This window comes from Marinobacter sp. CP1, assembly GCF_001266795.1.
GTDB classification, from domain to species: domain Bacteria; phylum Pseudomonadota; class Gammaproteobacteria; order Pseudomonadales; family Oleiphilaceae; genus Marinobacter; species Marinobacter flavimaris.
Window position 1 is genome coordinate 898,177 of record NZ_CP011929.1, and the last position, 22,564, is coordinate 920,740.

Consider the following 22,564-nt stretch of genomic DNA (forward strand, 5'->3'; position numbering starts at 1 on the left):
CTCTCGCTCAAAAAAGGGCCCCTCAATGGGGGGCCCTTCCAGCGTCACCTGATATCAGCCTGGGGTTACACCATCTTGCCTTCGGCAATCAGCAAGCGGCGTTCATGATGAAGGCCTTTGAACAGGCTGTAGGTCATCACCAACAGCACCAGCGTAAATGGCAGCCCGACACTCAGGGCGCCAGCTTGCAGTGCGTTGAGGGCTTGCTCACCGCCAACGAACAGAAGCACCCCGGCAATGGTCCCTTCGGTGACCGCCCAGAAGATGCGCTGGGCTTTCGGGGCATCGGTCTTGCCGCCAGACGTGATGCTGTCAATCACCAGGGAACCGGAATCCGAGGATGTGACGAAGAACGTCAATACCAGAGTGATCCCGATAAACGAGGTGATTCCAGACAGTGAGATATTTTCCAGCATCTGGAACATGGCCAACGACACTTCGGTAAGACCCTCTGAACCCAACACGCCAATCTCGTTCTGGACCTGATTTAGCGCCCCGCCTCCGAATGCGCTCATCCAGAACAGAGTAATGATGGTCGGGATGATCAGAACCGCCGTGACGAACTCACGCACCGTGCGGCCATGGGATACCCGCGCGATAAACATACCTACGAACGGTGACCAGGAAATCCACCAGGCCCAGTAGAAGACCGTCCAACCATGGAACCAGGTGGTGTCTTCCTCGCGGCCAAAGGGATTACTGAGCGAGAACATATTGGACGCGTAGGAGACCGACGTATCCCAGAGCCACTGGAACACGGCGAGTGTGGGGCCGGCAAATATTACAAACAGAAGCAGCAGCCCGGCCATGATCATGTTCGCGTTACTGAGAATCCGGACACCACCATGGATCCCCCGAATCACGGAGAGGGTAGCAACAGCCGTAACGCCGGCGATCACGCCGACCTGAATATTCAGGCCTCCCTCAATATCAAACAGGTAGGAAATACCGGATGCCGCTTGCTGGGCGCCAAACCCGAGCGAGGTTGCAAGACCAAAGATGGTCGCCAGTACCGACACGGTGTCGATGACATTACCGGGCCACCCCCACACCTTGTCTCCCAGAATTGGAAAAAAGGCAGAGCGAATGGTTAGCGGCAGGCCTTTATTAAAGGCAAAAAACGACAGCGAGAGCCCGACAATCGCGTAGATTGCCCAGGGATGCAGACCCCAGTGGTACATGGTTGCGCCCATCGCAAGGCGGGCACCCTCAGCAGTGTTTGGCTCAACACCGAGGGGCGTTCCATACCAGTCGGTGTAATAGGCCACAGGCTCGGCAACCGACCAGAACATCAGCCCGGTACCCATACCAGCTGCGAACAACATGGCAAACCAGGACAGCAGAGAGAACTCTGGCTTGGCATCAAGCCCGCCAATCCTAATCTTGCCCACCGGCATGAAAATAAGGGCCAGACAGAAAACAACAAACAGGTTTGCGCTGAGAAGAAAGCCCCAGTCGAACACAGCAATCGCACCATTCTTGGCGCTATCGAGCAACTCCTTTGCACCTGCGGGGAAAATAAGTGTTCCGACAACGAAGGCAACAATCAGGATTGCGGTTAACGGAAATACGATGTTGTGGATATCGAAGCCGAACTTCTCGATATTATCCTGACCGGCTACATAGTCGGTCTGATAATCGTCTGAAATGACGTCACCCAATGTGAGGACTCCTATGACTGCATAACCCGGCAGTCGGTTGGAAAGTTTACCTCTCTAAGTGCCACCCCAATATTTTGAACTCTAAGAATTAAAATTTCCAACTCTGTTAGACTTGTGCGGTACGAATCCTCGCAACGCCTGAAGGTTCCCGCTGATGAAACTCAACCCCTTTAACACCCGCATCGGTCTGGCTCTGGGAGGCGGCGCTGCCAAAGGCATTGCGCACATTGGTGTGCTGAAAGCGTTTGAAGAAGAGCAAATCAAGATTCATTGCATTTCGGGCACGAGCGCCGGCGCGCTTATCGCGAGCTATTACGCTTTCGGCCGCCCGGCGGAATCCATCCTCAGCATTTGCTCAACGCTGAACCTCTCCAAAATCATCAACTTTACCTTTGAGCGCGGAGGGCTGTTCAGCACCAACGCCATTCGGGAGATGATTCACCGCGATCTGGGCGATGTCCGGATCGAGGACGCCGAGATTCCGCTGGCCATCTGTGCCACGGATATCGAAACCGGTGAACAGCTGATCTTCCGGGAAGGCAATCTGGCGGATGTCGTGTGCGCCTCAATGGCGGTTCCCGGCCTGTTTGTACCTGTTGAAATCGATGGGCGGATTCTGGTGGACGGGGGGCTGGTGGAAAACGTCCCCATTTCGCCATTGGCCAAAATGGGTGCTGGTATTACGGTGGCCGTTGATCTCAGCCATGTCAGCCGTTATCCGAAGCCGGACAACACCTTCGATGTCATTTCCAACGCCATCAACATTGGCATCGATTTCAACACCCGCAAGCAACTGAAGCATGCCGACATATCGGTACCTCTGGACCTGAGCGACTACAGCCTTACCAATAACGCCGACCGCGTTGACGAGCTTTATCGGGAAGGCTATCACCCGATGAAGAAGAAGATCCGCCAGGTACTCTGGTACAAAAGGATGCATGTTGCCATCAGTCTTCTGAAAACAACGCGAACGTTGATGCCCTTCAAAGTGCCCGAGATTCTGAAGGAGCTCAGGCGCCACGGCTTTGCGGTGCGCAATCGTAATTAGCCACTTAATCACCGCCAGCGGTGAACCAAAACGCTCTTTTCAGACTACTCTTCACACCCGACCATTTTTCAATGCGAACGGAGCTTGCGCATGATTACAGTTCACCACCTCAACAATTCCCGCTCACAGCGCGTTCTCTGGATGCTGGAAGAACTGGGTGTTCCCTACGAGATCAAGCATTACCAGCGAGATCCCAAGACCATGCTGGCCCCCGAAAGCCTGAAAAAGGTGCACCCGCTTGGAAAATCCCCGGTGATCACAGACGGCGAACTGGTGGTTGCCGAATCCGGTGCCATCATCGAATACCTGGCGCACACCTACGGCAAAGACACCATGCTCCCGGAGAGCGGGGGGCAAGCCTGGCTCGACTACACCTACTGGTTGCACTACGCCGAAGGCTCATTGATGCCGCCTCTGGTGTTGCGCCTTGTCTTCGAAAAGGTCAAAACCAGCCCGATGCCGTTCTTTGTTAAACCTGTCGCCAAAGGCATTTCGGACAAAACCAACGAGATGTTTATAGGCCCGATGATCAAGACCCACCTGGATTTCGTGGAAAGCCATCTGGCGAAGAACACCTGGTTCCTGGGGGACAAACTGAGCGCGGCGGACATCCAGATGAGCTTCCCGCTTGAGGCTTCCGTAGCCAGGGGCATCGTCGGCAGGAACCGGCCTCACATCAGCGGATGGGTCAAACGCGTTCATGCCCGACCGGCTTATCAGAGGGCGCTCGAGAAAGGCGGTGATTACGACTTCGCCTGAAGACCGGCGATCCGATTGTGGCTAAAAGGAGTACCAAATACTGAATTCACGGATGGAGATACTGGAATGAACGAAGTTCGCAGAACCACGCTACCCGTTGTGGAAATGGCGAAAAGCAACGAAGAGTTCCGGCAGGTATTATGGACCGGAGATCATACACAACTCGTTCTGATGGCAATTCCCGAAGGCGGCGAGATTGGCGGTGAAGTTCACGAGGGACATGATCAACTGCTTTATTTCGTCTCGGGCGAGGGAGAAGCGACGATCGGCGAAACGAAGGTTCCTGTAAAGGCGGGCGACGTCAGCATCGTGCCCTCGGGTACCTTTCACAACTTCCGTAACACCGGAAACGGCATGCTCAAGCTTTACACAACCTACTGCCCACCAGAGCACGCCCCGGGAACCGAGCATGAAACCAAGCAAGAAGCGGATGCCGCGGAATGAATCCGCGGCCTACAGTCGCTTCAAGAAATTATCCAATGCCTGATTAACCGGATCCGGATGCGAAAGATTTGCAGCATGCCCGGCACCGGGAATCACGATCAGTTCGGCATCCTACGCTCTTAGCAGTCTGTCCATCTGCCAAGAGGCGCTCGGCCAGGCCATGGTCTAACCTTGATCCTGCATCTCGTTGACTGCTGCCTTTTCTGGCTCAGGAAAGCGTACACCCAAAACAAAAACAGGAACCGGGGACCGTATGATTTTTGATTACATCATTGTAGGTGGCGGATCGGCTGGCGCCGTGATGGCGGCGCGATTGAGTGAGGACCCCGATGTCAGCGTCTGTCTCCTGGAGGCAGGCGGCAAGGGCGATCACTTGTTGACCCGCGCGCCAGCTGGTGTAGTCGCAATCATGCCCGGCCATGGCAAGATCAATAACTGGGCGCTCAATACAGAGCAGCAGCCCGAACTGGCTGGGCGTCGAGGATTCCAGCCCAGAGGCCGTGGGCTGGGTGGTTCCAGCCTGATCAACGCAATGCTTTATGTGCGTGGACACAGGGCGGATTATGATGGATGGGCCGAGCTGGGTTGCGACGGATGGGGATGGGACGATGTTTTGCCCTACTTCCGCAAAGCGGAATGCCATGAAGGTGGAGCCAGCGAATACCACGGGGCCGATGGCCCACTGCATGTTTGCAAACAGCGATCACCAAGGCCCATTTCCGAAGCCTTTATCGATGCGGCTAAAGAGCACGGCTATCCCGCAAGCGACGATTTCAATACCGGCGACAACGAGGGCGTTGGCCTCTATGAAGTTACCCAGTTTCATGACACCGAACGCAATGGTGAACGCTGCTCCACCGCTGCGGCGTATTTGTATCCGATCATGGAACAGCGCAACAACCTAAAGGTTGTGACCGGTGCCCGTGCGACCCGAATTCTTTTTAACGGAAAACGTGCTTCCGGCGTTGAGTATCGACTCAAGGGCCGATCGCTCTCGGCCTCAGCAAACCGCGAAGTCATCCTATCCGCCGGTGCCTTCGGTTCACCGCAGTTACTACAGCTATCCGGAGTGGGAAACCCTGAAGACATCCTCCCGCACGGTATTCCCATGATTCACGAACTGCCGGGTGTCGGCCGAAATCTGCAGGATCATCTGGATTTCATTCTGGCCTACAAGTCCGGGGATACCGATAACTTTGGCTTCAGTTTAACGGGCATGAAAAACATGCTTCGCCATTCCCTCCAATGGCGAACGGATGGGACGGGTATGATTGCCTCGCCCTTTGCAGAGGGGGCGGCATTCCTGAAGTCTGACCCGGAGCAGGACAAGCCAGACCTGCAGCTGCACTTCGTCGTCTCCATCGTGGAGGATCACGCCCGTAAACTGCATTGGGGACACGGCTTCAGTTGCCACGTCTGCAACCTGCGGCCGAAATCCCGAGGGCGTGTTTTTCTGCTCAGCGCCGACCCAATGACCGATCCCGGCATCGACCCCAACTATCTGTCCGATCCAGACGACCTGAATCTGACTATCAAAGGCGCAAAAATCACCCGGGAGATTCTCGAAGGGCCTGCACTCTCGCCGTACCGACAATCCGAAATGTTCGGCGTTCACGACGGCATGAGCGATGAGGAATGGGAACGCCACATTCGCGCCCGCGCGGATACGATCTATCACCCGGTAGGCACCTGCAAGATGGGCATAGATGATCTGGCCGTGGTTGACTCCAGCCTCAAGGTTCACGGACTTGAGGGTTTGCGGGTGGTCGACGCTTCAGTCATGCCGACTTTGATTGGTGGTAACACCAACGCCCCGACGATCATGATTGCTGAAAAGATCGCCGATACGATTCGAACCCACGGATAAAGGCCTCACTACAGGTGGCAAAATGACAACAACAGAAAAACCAGTTGCTCTAATCATCGGGGCCGGCGACCACCTAGGTTCTGCCATCGCCCGGCGCTTTGCAAAGGAAGGCTTCCACCTTGTGGTCACCCGCAGGCGCGGGGATCTTGATCTTCTCAGCTCGGAAATTCGGGCTCTCGGCTCGAGCGCGACAGCCATCCACTCCGATGCAAGGGACGAAGACCAGGTCATTGAGCTGGTTGAGCGCGTTGAGTCAGAGCATGGCCCAATACGGGTGGCCGTCTTCAACGTGGGCGGAAACGTTCGATACGATATCTGCGAGACCAGCACCCGGGTCTACCGGAAAGTCTGGGAGATGTGCGCACTGGCCGGGTTTCTGGTCGGGCGCGAGGTCGCAAAGAAAATGCTGCAACGCAATGAAGGCACACTCCTCTTTACCGGCGCCTCCGCCAGCCTCCGCGGCGGACGCGGCTTTGCGGCCTTTGCCGGCGGCAAGCATGCACTGCGCGCCCTGGCGCAAAGCACGGCAAGGGAATTAGGCCCGCAAGGGATTCACGTCGCTCACGTGGTGGTGGATGGCCTCATCCGCAATGAAGCCACGGCAGAATTTTTGCCGGACCTCTATGCGAGCAAGGGCGAGGACGGCATTATCGAGCCCGACGACCTCGCGGAAATCTATTGGCAGCTACACAACCAGCCACGCTCAGCCTGGACTTTCGAGCTCGATGCGCGGCCTTTCTCAGAGAACTGGTAACGCCCCGGAGAAGCTGTGTCGGACTATCAGGAGCCGGGTATCAGCCGGCTCCTGTCGTTCCTAGACGTAGAAGTCCAGCTCCTCCTGGGATTTCAGAAGATCCCGCATCTTGATCGGGTCGTCACCGAAGAAGAACACAAGCCCCCAGTGAGTACCAAAAGCGGATCGGTCCGGAACTGTTTCCTCGGCAGGGGCCACCAACTCGTGCGACTCAAAGTAAGGATGCTCAATGCACTCTTTGGGCATTTCCAGCTTGCTCACTACTCGGCGTCTCGGATAAACACCGAAGCAACCGGCATAACCTTTGGCATCGACCACTTCGCGGGGGAAGAAGGCATCGACCTCTTCCTTGGTGCTCTTGGGATCAAACACCAGCATGGAAGCCTGGTAGGCATTGAATCCATACGCGCGTTCAATCAATTCGAAGGCCTTGAACCCGGGTGGACGGTACGCAACTTCGCCAAAGTACATGGTGCCGTCGCTGGTTACGAAGTACTCCGGATGGATCAGACCGAACTGAATATCAAATGTTTTGACCAGCAATTCGATCTGCTTGGTGATTGCTTCGCGCCAGCTTTCAAGTTCCTTCGTGGCAGGAACAAACACCGAGTAACCCAGGGTGACGTACTCTGAAATATTCAGAAACTTGATTTTGCCATCGTGGATCCAGGCCTCAACAGCGAATTCCCAGCCACTCAGATGACTTTCCATGAGCAGGGGGTATTCCTCGTCCGGAATCGTATCGATTTCTTCCAGCGTGCGGATCATGCGGTGACCCAGGCAGCCGGCTTTATCGAAGGCCTTCACGTGAATCGGATCGTCCGGGTCACCATCCAGTTTAAGCAGAGTCTGGTTAACCCGCTTCATGAAGCGAATGATGTCATCTTTTTCGTGGGCTTCTTCGAAAATCCCGACGCGAATACCACCAAGCTGGGCCCGACGTTTCATCAGCGCCTTGTCCCGGAACAAAATGGATTGGCCGTACATACGCGGATTATTCAACAGAACAGAGTTGATCGCGCCTGACCATTCCACCGTTTCCTCGAACAATGGGATTGCGACATCCACCCCTTCGGCTTTCAGCTTTTCAGCGATTTCCATTGACCGATCGTTCAGGCGAACAAAATCCCAGGGGATGAAGGGAATATTGTTGGCCGTGCAAAAATCGGCAGCCCAATCCGGGGCAACCACGATATAGCGGCGATCGAACTTCTGAGCCGCCTTGATCGCATTAATACTCCAGCCAAGAAGAGCAATATAGCCCTTGTTTGGGTCCTTGGGTGTTTCCGTTCCCAGAACCGAGTCCATGGAGGGATCGCGCCAGGCCAGCACTTCCTGCGACATTTTGGATTTCGGTGTGATCGCCATAAGTTACCCCTTTATATTCGAAATAACGCAAAGGGCATTGGCAACAACCCGATGCGTCAGACCAGAGTGTCCCAGCCAGACGCGGAAATTAGTTTCCATACACAACAATTTAGACCCTTACAGGCCAGGAAGCGAGCCTGTCCCTCCACTATCAAGACGATTGCGAAAGGATCTGGAGTCACAAGATGCAAGCATCCGAAGGGCTGCCTGCAAGGATTTTCCGTTTTATCCCCGTAGCCTGTAGAAAGGTTCGAGAACCGGCTTCAATCCTTTTGCATCGTCAATGAACAGCTGCAGATGCGGGAAGGGAATCTCTATACCGGCGGCATCCAGGGCTTCTTTCATCTGCTCGAGAATATCGGCCATGATTCTGGGCCGAACATCCAGGTTATCCGGCGTTATCCACACTTTGACTTCGAGGTTCACTGACGAATCACCGAGGCTTTTGAGCAAAACACGGGGCTCCATGCCAGCGCCCTGCAAAACTTCGGGATGTGCCAGCAAAACCGGCATCAGCACTTCCCTCGCCGCCTTCGCAGATTCCTTGTAAGCAATCCCCACGGGAATATTCAGGCGTGTCACGCCCTCTGCGCTGTAATTGATGATATCCGTGGAGGCAACACTGTCGTTTGGAATCATCGTGAAGATATTATCCCGGGTTCGCAGCCAGGTGGTTCGCAAGGCAATCTTCACCACTTTGCCTTCCTGTCCGTTGATGGTGACCCAATCACCGATTCGAAAAGGCCTTTCAATGAGCAGGGTGATTCCCGCAATGAAATTGGAGAGAGTGGATTGCGCTGCAAAACCAACGGCAATACCGACGATGCCCAGACCGGCGATAATCGACACCACATCGAAACCGAACTGGGCAAGCACCGTCACCACCGCAAGGGTTGCGGCGATAACCGCAAACAGATTCTCGACCAGTTGCCGGATGGAAGGATCCATTCGATAGCGTGAAGTGCCTTCCTTGATCAGACGCCGGAAAACTACCCAGACCACGTAGAAACCGAGGACCATGAAACCTGCCCTCGCCATCGCCTTGAGAACCTCAGGAGAAACCCCGAATTGCGCAAGAATAACTATCAGCGCACCCAACCCGGCCAGATAGCGCAGGCCGCTGCGCATCTGGATGTAAAGAGGGGTTTTGGTTCGCCGCTCACCAAGACCCAGCCTGATGGCAGCGATCAGAATCAGATAAACGCCCAGGAAGACGCCAAGGTAGATTACAGAGACCAGCAGCTGGCCAAGTACCTGTACCAGCAACGCCCCCCAGTCGAGATTCTCGCCTGACACTGCCTGAAAGGCATCGCCAAGATTTCGACGGAGCTGCTCAATCAAATCTGCACCGAATGATTCCATCATGATCTGCACGACACCTTTGCTGTCCGTACATCAAGTAAAGGCGCGAATGGCATTTTGCTCAAATGCCGATCCGAGCCTCTTTGAAGCGTATGTGCAAGTTACATTGACTGGTCACTCTGCAAGGTGCTCAATATAAGAACGACGACCTTGTGGAGGAGATAACGATGAAATGAATTGTGCTCGCAGTAATTGTCGCGATCATCGCCGTCTGGCTGTATCGGGGCAAACGCAAAAACTATATTGAAGATCCTGATGTGAAAACATTCGATGAGAAAGACTACTACCTCACATCGAATGACAACGCCTCAGATGACGAGTCCTCCCCCGATCAGAGCAATCCTCGTCACTGAGATGGGCGTTACTTTTTCAGGCTGATCTGCTTTGAACCCGTGGGGGATACTTGTCCGCTTTTGCCCTTGCCGACGTATTCCACAGATCCGCCCGCTTTCAAAAACGCGGCTGTCTGTTCTTCAATGGCAGCAGAAGTCAGGGTTACTTTCTCGGGTTTCTTGCTCATAGTGATATCCAGGTCGGGATGGCTTAATTAATATCGTAAGCCCTCCATTATACCTGAAGTGGCTAAAAATTGTTCGCTCCCTATAGACTACGCGCTTCACGCGCCTCAGCCAGGCTCCCCTTGTTCTCAACATTTGTATAACCGGCACGCTCCAGAGCCGATTTTGCTTTACCTGCCCTGTTGCCACTGCGGCAATAAAGATTAATCTCGGTGTCTTTGTCCGGGAACCTCTCGGTAACCTCCGCAACGATCTGGTCATGCGGAATCAGCGGGTCTCCATCTATGTGGCTTTGCCGATGTTCCGCCTCTGTGCGGACATCGATCCACACGGGCTTCGCGTGCGCTACTATCGGTGCCAGCGCAAGTGATAGCAGGATTAGCACCGCTTTCACTGAAAAAGACACTCTCATAACCAACTTGCTCCCTATTTCGAGGCTCTACAATTAGTCTATACGGGTAAACTTACCGGAGGAGTTCACCGCATGGAAACCGCTGACATCTTCCTGTCGCTGCTGTTTGGCTGCATCGGTTTCGCCTATTTCATGTATGGCCGGCGCAGGAAAAACATCGTCACCCGCTACTGCGGCATTGCCATGATCCTGTATCCCTACCTGGCCAGCAGCGCCTGGGAGATGCTGGCAGTGGGTGTAGGGCTCATGGTTGTGCCACGGTTTGTCGAGTTATGAATAGTGTGGGCTCAGCTCAAGCTCTAGAGGCGCTCAATAGCCTTGAGCAAAGAACTGAAGGCTCTGGAAAAGCTGCGCTCAGCCAATCGGTCCATTACCCCACCCAGCAGCGGCACTTGCACGTGCCCTTCAGAAACCCAGGTAACCCGGGTCTGTTCGCCTTCTGGCTTTAAAACAATCTCTCCCTTCGTGTGCTGAACGGCGAACGGGCTCGATTTTTCAATTTGATAATGCATTCGGTTTGGCCTCTCGAACCGGGTAATACGCTCAGTGAGCTCGAGCCGGCCCGCTCCGATAATTCTCAGGGCGCCAGTGCCATTTTTCTCGTCTCTACCCTCTTCAATCAGTAAAGACTTGCTGACCCCTGGAAACCGGGAATAGCGGGCATGGTCGGAGATGGCTTCAAAGACTGACTCGATATCCTTCTCGAGAACTCGTTCGACATGAATGCGAAACATGGCTACTCCTCAACTGTGGGCTAACAGACAGGATACGCTCCCACTCCATCAAACGAGTGGGATTTAGCAGAATACCCCTGTCTCAGCCAACTGCCGAATGATCTGAATCGTCTCAATGTCTGTGACTACATAGGCCTGTTCAAGATACTGGTCATAGGGCATCGAATCACCACGGTTCTCGATGCTCGCTGTTTCATACCGGAAACGGACAAACAGTGATGCCGGCTCGGGCTCTTCGATATCCATAACAAGTGTTGCGGCCGGGAGGGTAGCCGTTGGCTGGGTCCGATACTCTATCCTCGCCTCGTGCCAGAAAGTGACTTCATCGACCACCTGCAGTCCCGGCAGCTGGAGGCTACGCTTCAGGTAAGCCGGGCCCTGATCCAGAATCTCGTAATCATCGACACCAACGAGGAACTTGTCCGGGCGCCGGGCCCTGAGCACCAGCCCCTCCCACACCTGGAATCGGGTCAGAACCGGTAGCTCTGGCTTGGTCAGGTCGTTTATCTGAACGATATGCTCGAACGTCATCTGGCCTCCTGTCGTGCGCATCGCAAGGCACGGTTTCAATCGCTCGCCTTTTTGCGATGAATGCCGGGTTATTAAAGTTCGATTCACGGTTTGGGTACGCGTTTAAAAAGTTAACAGCCTACAATTCAAAAGGATGATCACTGGAATGGTTCCAGTGCAACCTGATAGTCAAATAATTCATAAAAGGGGACGTTGAATCCCAGTGAACTATCGCCAACTCTTTCTTGCTCTGATCCTCGGAATCCTCGCCCTTGCGCTATGGGTGAGCCCAGAGTTCAAACAGATTGCCGCCGGCGTTGCCATTTTTCTGTTCGGCATGCTCTCGCTGGAGAACGGGTTTCGCCAGTTTACCGGTGGTTTTCTCGAGAGCGTGCTGCGTCGTACAACCGATACGATTCCGAAAAGCCTCGGTTTTGGCATCGTCAGTACCGCCATCATGCAGTCCAGTTCCCTGGTATCGGTGATCACGATTTCGTTTTTGAGCGCCGGCTTGCTTCCGCTGATCACGGGTATCGGCATTATCTTCGGCGCCAATCTTGGCACCACGACCGGCGCCTGGTTATTCGCCACCATCGGTATGAAAATGAGCCTTTCGGCCTTTGCCTTGCCGATGCTTGTCTTTGGCGTGGTACTGAATTTTCAGCAACCACGAGCCTGGAAAGCCTTCGGTGCAATTCTCGCCGGGCTCGGGTTTCTGTTTCTCGGTATCGATTTCATGAAGGCGGGCTTCGAAAGCTATCAGTCGGCTGTCGATCTGCGCGAGTATGCAATGGACGGTATCTCAGGACTTCTTGTCTACACAGGCCTCGGAATTCTGGCGACCGTCGTGATGCAATCCAGCCATGCGACGCTGGCGCTGACTCTGGCCGGTCTGGCCACGGGCCAGATTACCTACGAAAACGCTCTGGCCCTGGCCATTGGTGCAAATATTGGTACAACCGTCACCGCTCTGATCGGTGGTCTGGGTGCAAATATCACTGGCAAGCGTCTGGCAGGCGCCCATCTCCTGTTCAACGCGGTAACGGCGGTGATTGCCCTGGTGCTGATCGAGCCCCTGCGCTGGTCAGTGGATGCCCTGTCAGCCCTCATGTCGATCGCCGACGATGACTACACGGTCAAGCTCGCCGTATTCCACACCCTGTTCAACTGCCTTGGTGTTGCCATCATGCTGCCACTGATATCGAGAATGGCACGGGCACTCGAGCGCTGGCTGCCAGAGCGAGAGGAAGAGGTCGCCGCACAGCCGCGGTACCTGAATCAGGCTGCGATGGACTCACCCGATAGTGCAAACGCGGCAGTGCGCAGGGAGGTCTGGCACCTGTTCGATCAAGCCTTCGTTATCCTTTCCCATGGTCTCCACCTGCACCGCGAAAATATTCGCCAGAGCGATGACCTTGAAGCGATGATTAACAATTCCCGGGAACGCATCGATATCGACATCGACCTGATCTACCGACAGCGAGTAAAACGCCTGTACAACGCCATTCTCGACTTTATTTCCGGGCGAATGACCCGGGAGTCGCCGGCCAACTCCACCGAATCGCTTTATCGTCTTCAGCATGCTGCCGCGGAGATGGTCGAAGCCATCAAGCATGTCAAACACCTACGCAAGAATCTCACAATTTATATGGCGTCGGATAACGCCACGATTCGCAAAGAGTACAACGAGCTTCGACTGCGAGTCGCGATGGTACTGCGTGAGACCCATCGTTTTTACGAAGGCCGGTTTGAGGATGCCAGCGCAGCAATACTGGAGCTCGACGAGATCGCTGTGCGTGCACGAGTAGACCGCGAATCGATGGTCGGTCGTGTCACAAAACTCCTGGGTGCAAAACGGATTGATGCCGCCATGGCTACGTCTCTGCTAAACGACTCTGCCTACGCCAGCGAAACCGTCGATGCTATTCTGACAGGAACCCGCGAGCTCCTGACTGCCATGGATGTTGAAGCCGCTCGAACCACAGAGGAGCTGTCGGTGAGCGACGCAGGGCGGGCAGAAGTCATGCCATGACGAATTCCGATTAAGCTTTAAACAGAGAGGACGGAACAGTGGGTTTCAAGGATCTTGTGGCGAAGCTTGACGATATTCTGGGCGACCATGACAAGGGTAAGTCCCTGGAGCTTGAAGAACTGAAGCGGCTTGAAGAGCGGCTGGTGGAGAAGCAGGAGAAATACCGCGACCGACTGACTTCCGGCGCCCCGGGGGAAACACCCGCTCAAACAGAAGTTCGCCTGCGAGTTGTTGAGGCGCAACTTGCCAAACTGAGAGAGCTTATGGAAGAAGCATCCCCCTGATCGTGAAGAAAAGCATAGCCGCTAACAGTCCCGATAATGGAACGGTGACAATCCAGGCAGCCACAATCCTGAACACCGCTGATCGCTTTACCAGCTCCTGGCGATAAACCTTTTTCAGACCCTTGCGATCGCTTTTCGAGATCGGTGCCGTGCCACCATTATTCCTCTTGAGGTTCTGTAGAAGTTGCCCCTTCTCCTCAAAGGAAGCTTCCTCGAACTCCTCCAGCACCCGCTCTACTTTCTCCCGGTCCTCTCCGGCATAGTGCGCCTCGATCTCATCAATCTTCTGGCGATAGGTCGTTTTGAGATGTTCGCGCAAAAAGCCAACGCCAAACACACCCCCTATCGCAATATGCGTTGAGCTCACCGGAAGGCCTAACTGACTGGCAACGATAACCGTAACCGCCGCAGCCATCGCTACGCAGAAAGCCCGCATCCGGTCGAGCTCCGTTATTTCCGAACCTACCGTGCGTATGAGCTTGGGGCCAAACAGTGCCAGGCCAAGCGCGATACCAAGTGCACCCACCAACAACACCCAGCTGGGAATCGCGGCCTTGGACGCTATTCCGCCCTGAAGCACGGCTTCATTGATCGCGGCCAGCGGGCCGACTGCGTTGGCAACGTCATTCGCGCCGTGGGCAAAGCTCAGAAGCGCGGCCGCAAAAATCAGCGGGATAGTAAAAAGGCCATCAACGCCCGCCTTGCTGTTTTCCACCTCGGCGGAGTGGCGGTGAATCAACCATTTTGTAAGCCACCACACGATGGCTCCGACGATTGCCCCCAACCCAACGGCGGGGAGTAACCCGATCTCGACAATCTTGCTTAATCCCTTCAACGCCAGATAGGTCGAAAAGACCCAGGCCATGATTGCAACGAACAGGGGAACGTTGTGTTTCGCAGCTTGGGCAATATCCCGCTTGTAGGTAATCCGGCGCTTGATAAGGTATAGAGACAAGGCTGCAATGGCACCGCCAAGCACCGGGGAAATAACCCAACTGGCAGCGATCTGGCCGAACTGGCCCCAATCAACAATGCCCGTGCCACCGGCAGCGATACCCGCGCCCATAACACCACCAACAATGGAGTGTGTCGTGGAGACTGGCGCGCCGACGTATGTCGCCGTATTCAACCACAGTGCAGCGGCAAGCAGCGCGGCTATCATGAGCCAGATGAACGTATCGGCATCGGCAATCAGAGCCGGATCAATAATCCCTTTTTTGATGGTACTCACCACATCGCCACCGGCGATAAGCGCCCCGCTGGCCTCAAAAATTGCGGCGATGGCGATTGCACCGGCCAGCGTCAGGGCCTTGGAGCCAACAGCGGGGCCAACATTATTGGCAACATCGTTGGCGCCGATATTCATCGCCATGTATCCGCCAATCATGGCCGCCGCTACCAGCATGACCATATTCGGCGCATCGGCCCCGATGGAACGGACATACAACATGATCCCCACAATGAAGATCACCGCCACGCCGATGCGAAGAACCTCGGCACGCCCATAACGTGTTGCCCGCTCTATGGCATTGATTTGCTCCAACTCCATAAACCCACCGTCACCGTCTCGATAATTGGTGCGACAATCGTTTAGCAACCGTTCGCTCCAATACACTGTAGACCAAAGCCGGGAAATCTGAGGCAGTTCAGTTCGCGGCGCTGAAGCCGACCGAGTTCAGGCCATCCCCAACGTCACAGAAAATGCAAAGCCATGACTCAGCGCAAAACAAAAAACACAAGAGTCAGGCATAAAATGATGTTTACAGCCCAGATGATCAACGAAGTTCGGCGCTTCAGGCTCATGCGGCTGATGGGATTAGTCATAGCTAAAACGCTCCGACAGGATACGGTGAGAGGGCGTACCCTTCTTGATCAGATGATCTTCAACGATATCCATCATGATCGACGGCCCGCACATCACAAAGAGCCATTCGCTGATCTCTTTCTCTGAAAACACACGATCCATAAGCTCTGCATCGATGAAACCCGTCTCTCCCTGCCAGGTTTCAGGCGGTTCCGACAGCACATAGACTACGTCCTGCTCACCCAACTCCTCACGATACGCAATCTGATCAATCAGCCGATTTCCATAGATCACCCTTACCTTGCGCGAATCGCCGGTGAGGCGCATTTGCCGAAGTATGCCCAGCAGCGGAGCAAGGCCAACGCCACCTGCGATGAGAGCGACCCCGGGTTCAGTGCGACCATCGACAGAAAGATTGCCATAAGGACCGTCAACGTAGGCGACGGTACCCGCCTCTATCTGGCCAACTGTTCGCGTGAAGTCGCCAAGCTCTTTGATCATGAAAGATACTTCAGCCCCGGACGCCGGTGCCGAGCAAATGGAGAACGGGTTTTCCTTCATCGAGAAGGGGCTGTGGCCGACATTCAGCCAGGCGAATTGCCCGGCCTGGTAATCAAGCCCCCGATGACCTTCGGGTTTTACGGTCAACTCCCATTGCTTTGGCGTCAACTGGGTGACCGAGGCCACACGCCAGGGACGAGCTTTCTGCCAGAGGGGAACCAACACGTAAACCGCAAGCAATGACCCGGCAGCCACACCAGTCATGACCAGCCAAACCCAGGTCATCACAGGCTCCGATCCATAACGCCCGCCATAGACGGTGTGGTGCAACAGAAGAACCGCAATCAAAAGCGCACCGATCCCGTGCAGAAGGCGCCATGCCTCATATTTGTAGTCCAGTTGGGTGCGCCCGATCGCCATTACAACAAGGCCCGCGAGAAGCAGATAGGCGGCAATACCTGTCGACAGAGCGGAAAAATCGGTCGTGAGCGTCAATTGGCGCGTTGGGTCCCAGGGGCGCTGACCACCGGTCGGAGTTCCCTGGTAAAGGAACGGGTGCAGCACGGCAAAGACCAGTGCCGTACGAGCCATGATCTGGTGAAACCGCATGGTCACATCCATTCCAACGCCATTTGAGATGGCCTTGAAACGGCCAGACAGGATGAACTCCATCAGGATCATCGAGAAGGCAAGGATGCCAAGACCGGATGCGAGTTCCTGATGGAACTGGCGAGGAGGCCCTCCCACCCACGCGGACAAGATCAAGGGCAATGTGACAGCAAAAAGGTAAACAAGGATCAAAAAGAACGGTTTCATCTATCCAGCCTGATTTACTTCCTCTGGCCTTGCAATCTAGTCTTCCACAGAGCCCCTGGCAACGCGGACGCAACGAACACACCCCGGCCTTGCAAGATGTGTTTTACTATAGCTCTACTTACCAGAGGACAGATTTCCGTGCCCCGTAAATCCTGGGTCAGCCAATTGCGACCTCAGAAAATACCATTCCGGCGCCGATTCGCTCGCGCTTCTGTTGCGTTGATCTTTCGGAAAACAGAAGACGGCGGCAAGGAGTTGCTCTTTATCCAGCGAGCCCGCCGGGCGGGTGATCCCTGGTCCGGCGATATGGCATTCCCCGGAGGCCGGCTGCAATCCGAAGACGCGTCCGCCCGGGCCGCGGCCCAACGGGAGACGTTGGAAGAAACGGGTATCGACCTCAGTCGCCATGGCCGTTACCTAGCCCGCTTATCAGACCTGATTACCCGCCATCACAGCCGCTGGCGTCCGATGGTCGTTACACCCTACGTGTTCGAATGGCGGGGGCCAAAGGCTGTCTCGCCTAATCATGAAGTCGAGCGGGCGGTCTGGGTCCCCCTGGACTACCTCGCTGCCGGCGAGAACCAAAGCCAACTCCCCTGGCGCACGCCCCTCGGAACCCTGAACCTGCCGTGTTGCCACTACCTGGATTCATGCATCTGGGGACTGAGCTACAGCATGTTGCAGGAGCTGCTGGAGATGATTTCCGAAACAGGACGTGAGCTGGAGCCGTGAGTCGCTCCTGTGCCAGCAGTTTCCTGCCCTCGCGACACCCAATAACAACGACAGAAGACTAAAGCCTGACAATCCCCTCACCCTGATCATGCAACCAACGCCGCCAGTCCAGCCCCAACATGGTTACACCGCCGATGTAATTGTCATCCACCAGGTAGTACGAGATGGTGCGGTCACCCCGGTTAAAGTTGTGCATCAGTCGCACCACAAAGTTACGGCTGGTCGGCTTGGAAAACAGAAAATAGACAAACTGGCCGGACTGAGCCCTCAGGCTTCCGCGCCCCGACAGATCTGAATGTCGCCACTTATTGCTGGGCAGTTTCAACAACTGGTCGATAGCCGCTAAACGGCCCTGCTCACGGGCTTGATCAACAACCCACTGGTTTTCGTGATGACGCTCAAAATACAAGCCCGACTCATCACGTTCCAGCATCTCCATTTGCTCCGCAAGCCCCTCATTCAGCCAGGCAGGCGCATAGGGAACGATTGTATCGACAACCGCATGACTCACTTCATGCTTGATCGTTTTAAAGGTGAGGCTTCTGTTTTTCTGCACATAGACGACGATCTGATGCTCGGAGGGGATGTAAAGCCCGTACGAGGCAACCGACATGCCCCTGTTCTTGCGAACCAGGTAGTCCCGGTATTCGGCACTGTTCTTGAAAATCAGGATATTGACGGGCACCGTCTCGTACATGTCAAAGGACATCACCCGGTCAAAAAACTCGTAGACATTGTTCACGCCGTCAACGATCTGCCGGTGCTCTTCCTCACTCAGCTCAATATCAACAGCTTTGACATCGATCTCAAAGCGGGACCATTTCGAAGCGCTCGGCTTCACATTGACCACTTCCTGCTGAACGCTATGATCCAGACGATCGCTAAAGTGAACCTTACCGTCTTCATCTACCCATTTGTAAATCTTTGCAGAGACTGTGCTTGCAAAGATCACGAACAGCGCAAACACAAAGACTGAATGGACTGCTTTCATTAACCTTTAACCCTATTAACACTGCGCTTTACCCTCTGGAGAGCGTAAGCAGTTAATGCGGCACGAATACGAGTGCGACCGAACAAACAGATTCTGAGCCCTACCCGACCAATATACTACTGCAAAATATGAAGAACGTGACCTAAGCTTTGTGAACGAAAACCTTAGCATTCACCTTCAGCATCAACGCAATCACCTGCGCCACGAATGCCAACACCGACAAACAACAACTAACCGGAAGGAAACCTCATGATTACCATAAAAACCGCATTGGTCGCCTCGGTGGCCGCAGCCAGTTTTATCGCAGCCGATGTTCATGCGGCGACCGAGTGGAACGTATCTTTGTGGGGAAAGCGCCGAGCTTTCACCGAAAACGTCGAGAAACTCGCCGAACTGGTTGAAGCCAAAACCAATGGAGAGTTCACCCTCAACATTTCTTATGGCGGGCTGTCCAAGGCAAGGGAAAACCTTGATGGTATTTCGTTTGGCGCTTTCGAAATGGCGCAGTTTTGCTCCTTCTACCACACCGACAAAAACCCGACCATCACAGTAACCGAGCTGCCTTTCTCACAAGACGTTTCTCTGGCTCGGATCAGCGACATCTATACCGAAGTGTTCAATCACCCCGAGGTAAAGAAAGATCTGGCCCGATGGAATGCCACCCTGCTGATGCCCACCCCACTGCCTCAGTACAACATCGTCGGTAAAGGAGAGCCGATCGGGACTCTGGAAGATTTTGAAGGCATGCGCATCCGTGGCCCGGGCGGAATCATGGGTGTGCTGGGAAAACTGGGCGCGGTCAAGACAGGGGTGCCTTTCGCTGAGGTGCGCCAGGCCATGGATTCCGGAGTCATCGACGCAGCCTCCTTCGCCCCCCACGCACACCTGGCCACCACAACTTACAAAGTAGGTCAGTGGGCAACCACTAACCTTAATCTCGGCTCAGCCAATTGCCCGGTGGTCGTCAATACCGATGCCCTGGACATGCTTGAGCCGGCCCACCGCGAGGCACTGCTGGGTTCTGTAGAGGAAGCTCTCGACTACTACGTGGAAAACTACGAGCAGAACACCACGGCCAGGTTCGAGGCCGCCAAGGACGAAACCAACATTACCGAGGTTACCTTCACCCCAGAGCAGACTGCCCGACTCAACGAACTGGCTGAGTCTGTCCGCCAGGAGTGGATTGAAACCCACAAGGGCGATTTTGATGCAAAGGCTGTCTTCGATTTCACAGCCAAACTCTTCGCCGAACAGTAACCTGCCCTGAAAATCGGGGCCCGATTCAATCTCATCGGGCCCCGGTTTGGTTTTGGGAAACCGAACCATCACTAACTGGAGGCTGACATGTCTGCAGCCGCATCTGTACTTTCTGACAACTCGACGCTGAGTCGTCTGGACCGTCTGTTTTTCCGGCTGGAGTCCTTACTCACCCTTGCCGGCGGTTTTGCGATTTTTCTGCTGGTTTTGTTGGCAACGGTAAACATTCTCGGTCGCTGGATCTTTTCATCGCCAATCAGTGGCTATGTTGACTGGGTCGAACAGGCCATGGCGTTCATTGCTTTTCTTGGCATTGCTTATACCCAGAGAATGGGCGGCCACATCCGCATGGACATACTGGTTGGCAAATTCCGCGGCCGCTACCTTTGGTTTACCGAAATGGTCACAACCCTGCTGATGCTGGCAGTCACGTCTGTGCTGATCTACGGCAGCTACATGCATTTCTGGCGAGCCTACTCCATTGGTGATTCATCGCTCGACATCAATTTGCCCACCTGGCCCGCCAAACTGGTGGTTCCAATCGCTCTAACCATTCTGGCAATGCGTCTGTTACTGCAATTGTGGGGCTACCTGCGGGCGCTCAGACAGGGTGGCGATACGCCTGTGGCTGTCCCGCTTGTGGAGTCGGCGGCCGACGTTGCCGCCCGGGAAGCCAGTGCCGTCAGTGGCCACGAGGACGAAAAAACACCATGACTGAACTGTTTCAAACCATGGGCAACATGGATTCCATCGACATTGGCCTCTGGGTCACTGGCGCCATGCTGGTCTTCGTCCTGTTAGGCGTTCGAGTAGCCTTCGCAGCGGCCACAGCCGGCTTTCTCGGTCTGGTGTGGATCTTTTCCGCCAAGCTCGGTTTCGACCGGGGATTCCTGGTCGCTGTAAAAATGGCGGGCACCATTCCCCATTCAAAAGTTTCTTCGCTTGCCCTGTCACTGATTCCCGCTTTTATACTGATCGGCTTTCTTGCCTATCACGCAGGACTCACTAAAGCTCTCTTTGAAGCGGCCAAACGCTGGGTGGGCTGGCTACCAGGAGGCATGGGTGTCGCTACCGTCTTTTCCACAGCAGGCTTCGCAGCCGTGTCCGGCGCGTCAGTGGCGACTTCTGCGGTTTTCGCCCGCATCGCCGTGCCGGAAATGCTCAAACTGGGATATGACAAGCGCTTCGCCGCTGGCGTTGTTGCAGCGGGCGGAACACTGGCGTCGCTGATCCCGCCCTCTGCCATTCTGGTTATCTACGCCATTATTGTTGAACAGGACGTCGGCGCGCTGCTAATGGCCGGTTTCCTGCCCGGTGCATTTTCAGCCCTGGTTTACGGTGCACTTGTCATATTCATGGCAATGACCCGCAAGAACTTCGGCCCGCCGGTTCGAGGCTATACCTGGAAACAGCGCTTTGAGTCAGTGCCAGGCGCACTGCCTATTTTCGTGGTGGTTGGCATCATCATGGTTTGTATTTATGGCGGCGTGGGCACGCCCACTGAAGCCGGTGCCCTGGGTGCGTTTGTCATTCTCTGCATGGCGATCTACAACGGAAGCCGGTGGCCAGAGCTAAAGGCTTCCCTGATGGAAACGGCGAAGCTGTCGGCGATGATTTTTGCCATCATTTGGGGCGTTCTCATCTACGTTCGCTTTCTTGGCTTCGCCGATCTGCCCAGCGCATTTTCAGACTGGATCGTCAGCCTGGAACAGAGTCCGCTGCTAACGCTCCTGCTCATTCTCTGCGCTTACGCCGTGCTGGGGATGTTTATGGACGCCATCGGCATGCTCCTGCTGACCCTGCCCGTAGTGTACCCGGCGGTGATAGCCCTGAATGGGGGGATCGACGTTACTGCCGCCGAGTCGGCCTTCGGGGTCTCTGGCGCCGGCTGCGCCATCTGGTTTGGCATTATTGTGGTAAAGATGGCGGAGCTCTGCCTGATTACCCCTCCCATCGGACTGAACTGCTTTGTTGTTGCCGGCGTGCGCCCAGAATGTACTGTGCAGGACGTGTTCCGGGGCTGCACCCCTTTCTTTGTGGCCGATGTATTAACCATCGCCGCCTTGATCGCGCTGCCCGGCATCGTGTTGTGGTTACCGGGCATGATGGGCTATGGCTGAAAATAGGCCTGAGGCATTTTGCTATGGGCGTCTGGGATGACACCCATCTGCATACTCACGCTCCCTTATTTCCTCAATGATGGTGCCCACCCGGCCCATGGGCGTGACCGTGCGACAACTCTTCCGGAGTAGCGGCGCGCACGTCAATGACTTCAATATCAAAGGTCAGGGTTCTACCGGCCATCGGATGGTTGGTATCGACATCCGCGAACTTATGGCCGACCTTGGCAACCACCACATGCCGTGGACCCTGCTCGGTTTGCACCTGGGCGACCATGCCCGGCTTCCAGCGTTTGGCACCCATCAAATGCTTGATCGGCACCCGCTGGATGGCATCAGCCTTGCGCGGTCCGTAGGCTTTATCGGGAGTGACGGTAACACTGAACGTATCACCGGCATCGCGACCTTCCAGGGCTTCTTCCAGGCCCTTGATAATGCCACCGTGGCCATGCAGGTACGCGTTCGGCTCGCCACCATGGGAGTTTTCAACAACGTTGTCTTGTTCATCACGGACACTGTAGTGAAACAGGACGACTTGATTCTTTTCGATAGACATAGGGTTCTCTGTGGCGGTTAACGATATAGCATTA

24 protein-coding genes are annotated in these 22,564 nt (G+C 55.0%); 13 read left to right on the plus strand and 11 right to left on the minus strand.

The window, feature by feature from the left end:
* Positions 1 to 65 precede the first annotated feature (65 nt).
* Complete coding sequence (locus ACP86_RS04265; protein WP_008172442.1) at positions 66 to 1,661, minus strand: BCCT family transporter; 1,596 nt, start codon at positions 1,659 to 1,661, stop codon at positions 66 to 68.
* A gap of 154 nt (positions 1,662 to 1,815) precedes the next feature.
* On the opposite strand from ACP86_RS04265, the gene ACP86_RS04270 reads away from it, so the two are divergent.
* The 5 genes from ACP86_RS04270 to ACP86_RS04290 all read left to right on the plus strand — a co-directional run bounded on the left by ACP86_RS04270 (position 1,816) and on the right by ACP86_RS04290 (position 6,533).
* Positions 1,816 to 2,709, plus strand: coding sequence for a patatin-like phospholipase family protein (locus tag ACP86_RS04270; protein WP_008172443.1), 894 nt, complete (start codon positions 1,816 to 1,818; stop codon positions 2,707 to 2,709).
* A gap of 90 nt (positions 2,710 to 2,799) precedes the next feature.
* The gene (locus ACP86_RS04275) at positions 2,800 to 3,468 is read left to right on the plus strand and encodes a glutathione S-transferase family protein (RefSeq protein ID WP_053112853.1); all 669 of its coding nucleotides are present in this window, start codon (positions 2,800 to 2,802) and stop codon (positions 3,466 to 3,468) included.
* A gap of 66 nt (positions 3,469 to 3,534) precedes the next feature.
* Positions 3,535 to 3,912, plus strand: a complete 378-nt coding sequence (locus tag ACP86_RS04280) for a cupin domain-containing protein (protein WP_053112854.1) — start codon at positions 3,535 to 3,537, stop codon at positions 3,910 to 3,912.
* Between the two features lie 253 nt (positions 3,913 to 4,165).
* On the plus strand, positions 4,166 to 5,779 hold the full coding sequence (locus ACP86_RS04285) for a GMC family oxidoreductase (RefSeq protein WP_053112855.1): 1,614 nt from the start codon (positions 4,166 to 4,168) through the stop codon (positions 5,777 to 5,779).
* A 22-nt stretch (positions 5,780 to 5,801) separates the two neighbouring features.
* The gene (locus tag ACP86_RS04290) at positions 5,802 to 6,533 is read left to right on the plus strand and encodes an SDR family oxidoreductase (protein WP_053112856.1); all 732 of its coding nucleotides are present in this window, start codon (positions 5,802 to 5,804) and stop codon (positions 6,531 to 6,533) included.
* A 60-nt stretch (positions 6,534 to 6,593) separates the two neighbouring features.
* Here ACP86_RS04290 and ACP86_RS04295 read toward each other — a convergent pair whose 3' ends face one another.
* On the minus strand, positions 6,594 to 7,841 hold the full coding sequence (locus ACP86_RS04295; RefSeq protein ID WP_405421057.1) for a carboxylate--amine ligase: 1,248 nt from the start codon (positions 7,839 to 7,841) through the stop codon (positions 6,594 to 6,596).
* 285 nt (positions 7,842 to 8,126) lie between these two features.
* Positions 8,127 to 9,266 carry a mechanosensitive ion channel family protein gene (locus tag ACP86_RS04300; RefSeq protein ID WP_008172454.1) on the minus strand — a complete coding sequence of 380 codons (1,140 nt, stop codon included), beginning with the start codon at positions 9,264 to 9,266 and terminating at the stop codon, positions 8,127 to 8,129.
* 176 nt (positions 9,267 to 9,442) lie between these two features.
* On the opposite strand from ACP86_RS04300, the gene ACP86_RS04305 reads away from it, so the two are divergent.
* Positions 9,443 to 9,616 carry a hypothetical protein gene (locus tag ACP86_RS04305; protein ID WP_008172455.1) on the plus strand — a complete coding sequence of 58 codons (174 nt, stop codon included), beginning with the start codon at positions 9,443 to 9,445 and terminating at the stop codon, positions 9,614 to 9,616.
* An 8-nt stretch (positions 9,617 to 9,624) separates the two neighbouring features.
* Here the strand turns inward: ACP86_RS04305 and ACP86_RS22965 are convergent, their stop codons facing one another.
* Together ACP86_RS22965 and ACP86_RS04310 are read right to left on the minus strand one after the other, a co-directional pair.
* Positions 9,625 to 9,783 carry a hypothetical protein gene (locus ACP86_RS22965; RefSeq protein WP_008172456.1) on the minus strand — a complete coding sequence of 53 codons (159 nt, stop codon included), beginning with the start codon at positions 9,781 to 9,783 and terminating at the stop codon, positions 9,625 to 9,627.
* Between the two features lie 80 nt (positions 9,784 to 9,863).
* Positions 9,864 to 10,193: a rhodanese-like domain-containing protein gene (locus tag ACP86_RS04310; RefSeq protein WP_008172458.1), complete on the minus strand. Its 330-nt coding sequence runs from the start codon at positions 10,191 to 10,193 to the stop codon at positions 9,864 to 9,866.
* 72 nt (positions 10,194 to 10,265) lie between these two features.
* Between ACP86_RS04310 and ACP86_RS04315 the strand changes: the two genes are divergently transcribed.
* Positions 10,266 to 10,469 (plus strand): hypothetical protein, encoded by a 204-nt coding sequence (locus tag ACP86_RS04315; RefSeq protein WP_008172460.1) that lies wholly within the window; start codon positions 10,266 to 10,268, stop codon positions 10,467 to 10,469.
* A 23-nt stretch (positions 10,470 to 10,492) separates the two neighbouring features.
* Here ACP86_RS04315 and ACP86_RS04320 read toward each other — a convergent pair whose 3' ends face one another.
* A complete protein-coding gene (locus tag ACP86_RS04320) occupies positions 10,493 to 10,927 on the minus strand; it encodes an SRPBCC family protein (RefSeq protein ID WP_053112858.1) in 435 nt (144 codons plus the stop codon).
* Positions 10,928 to 10,990: 63 nt separating this feature from the next.
* Positions 10,991 to 11,458, minus strand: a complete 468-nt coding sequence (locus ACP86_RS04325) for an AtaL-like protein (RefSeq protein WP_053112859.1) — start codon at positions 11,456 to 11,458, stop codon at positions 10,991 to 10,993.
* A 202-nt stretch (positions 11,459 to 11,660) separates the two neighbouring features.
* Here ACP86_RS04325 and ACP86_RS04330 point away from each other — a divergent pair, with 202 nt between their 5' ends.
* Together ACP86_RS04330 and ACP86_RS04335 are read left to right on the plus strand one after the other, a co-directional pair.
* Positions 11,661 to 13,469, plus strand: coding sequence for a Na/Pi cotransporter family protein (locus ACP86_RS04330; RefSeq protein ID WP_053112860.1), 1,809 nt, complete (start codon positions 11,661 to 11,663; stop codon positions 13,467 to 13,469).
* A 38-nt stretch (positions 13,470 to 13,507) separates the two neighbouring features.
* A complete protein-coding gene (locus ACP86_RS04335) occupies positions 13,508 to 13,753 on the plus strand; it encodes a hypothetical protein (RefSeq protein ID WP_008172468.1) in 246 nt (81 codons plus the stop codon).
* Here ACP86_RS04335 and ACP86_RS04340 read toward each other — a convergent pair.
* Positions 13,731 to 15,302: an inorganic phosphate transporter gene (locus ACP86_RS04340; protein ID WP_053112861.1), complete on the minus strand. Its 1,572-nt coding sequence runs from the start codon at positions 15,300 to 15,302 to the stop codon at positions 13,731 to 13,733. The genes ACP86_RS04335 and ACP86_RS04340 overlap by 23 nt on opposite strands.
* A gap of 267 nt (positions 15,303 to 15,569) precedes the next feature.
* Complete coding sequence (locus ACP86_RS04345; RefSeq protein WP_053112862.1) at positions 15,570 to 16,874, minus strand: ferric reductase-like transmembrane domain-containing protein; 1,305 nt, start codon at positions 16,872 to 16,874, stop codon at positions 15,570 to 15,572.
* 138 nt (positions 16,875 to 17,012) lie between these two features.
* Here ACP86_RS04345 and ACP86_RS04350 point away from each other — a divergent pair, with 138 nt between their 5' ends.
* On the plus strand, positions 17,013 to 17,606 hold the full coding sequence (locus ACP86_RS04350; protein ID WP_094182577.1) for an NUDIX hydrolase: 594 nt from the start codon (positions 17,013 to 17,015) through the stop codon (positions 17,604 to 17,606).
* A gap of 58 nt (positions 17,607 to 17,664) precedes the next feature.
* Here ACP86_RS04350 and ACP86_RS04355 read toward each other — a convergent pair whose 3' ends face one another.
* Positions 17,665 to 18,597, minus strand: a complete 933-nt coding sequence (locus tag ACP86_RS04355) for a DUF4124 domain-containing protein (protein WP_053112864.1) — start codon at positions 18,595 to 18,597, stop codon at positions 17,665 to 17,667.
* 249 nt (positions 18,598 to 18,846) lie between these two features.
* Here ACP86_RS04355 and dctP point away from each other — a divergent pair, with 249 nt between their 5' ends.
* The 3 genes from dctP to ACP86_RS04370 all read left to right on the plus strand — a co-directional run bounded on the left by dctP (position 18,847) and on the right by ACP86_RS04370 (position 21,974).
* A complete protein-coding gene (gene dctP, locus ACP86_RS04360; RefSeq protein WP_053112865.1) occupies positions 18,847 to 19,854 on the plus strand; it encodes a TRAP transporter substrate-binding protein DctP in 1,008 nt (335 codons plus the stop codon).
* Positions 19,855 to 19,941: 87 nt separating this feature from the next.
* Positions 19,942 to 20,568 carry a TRAP transporter small permease subunit gene (locus tag ACP86_RS04365; RefSeq protein WP_053112866.1) on the plus strand — a complete coding sequence of 209 codons (627 nt, stop codon included), beginning with the start codon at positions 19,942 to 19,944 and terminating at the stop codon, positions 20,566 to 20,568.
* The gene (locus ACP86_RS04370; protein ID WP_199185497.1) at positions 20,565 to 21,974 is read left to right on the plus strand and encodes a TRAP transporter large permease; all 1,410 of its coding nucleotides are present in this window, start codon (positions 20,565 to 20,567) and stop codon (positions 21,972 to 21,974) included. Before ACP86_RS04365 ends, ACP86_RS04370 begins: the two co-directional genes overlap by 4 nt.
* Before the next feature lie 73 nt (positions 21,975 to 22,047).
* On the opposite strand, the gene ACP86_RS04375 is transcribed toward ACP86_RS04370, so the two are convergent.
* The gene (locus ACP86_RS04375) at positions 22,048 to 22,530 is read right to left on the minus strand and encodes an FKBP-type peptidyl-prolyl cis-trans isomerase (RefSeq protein WP_053112867.1); all 483 of its coding nucleotides are present in this window, start codon (positions 22,528 to 22,530) and stop codon (positions 22,048 to 22,050) included.
* Between the last annotated feature and the right edge of the window lie 34 nt (positions 22,531 to 22,564).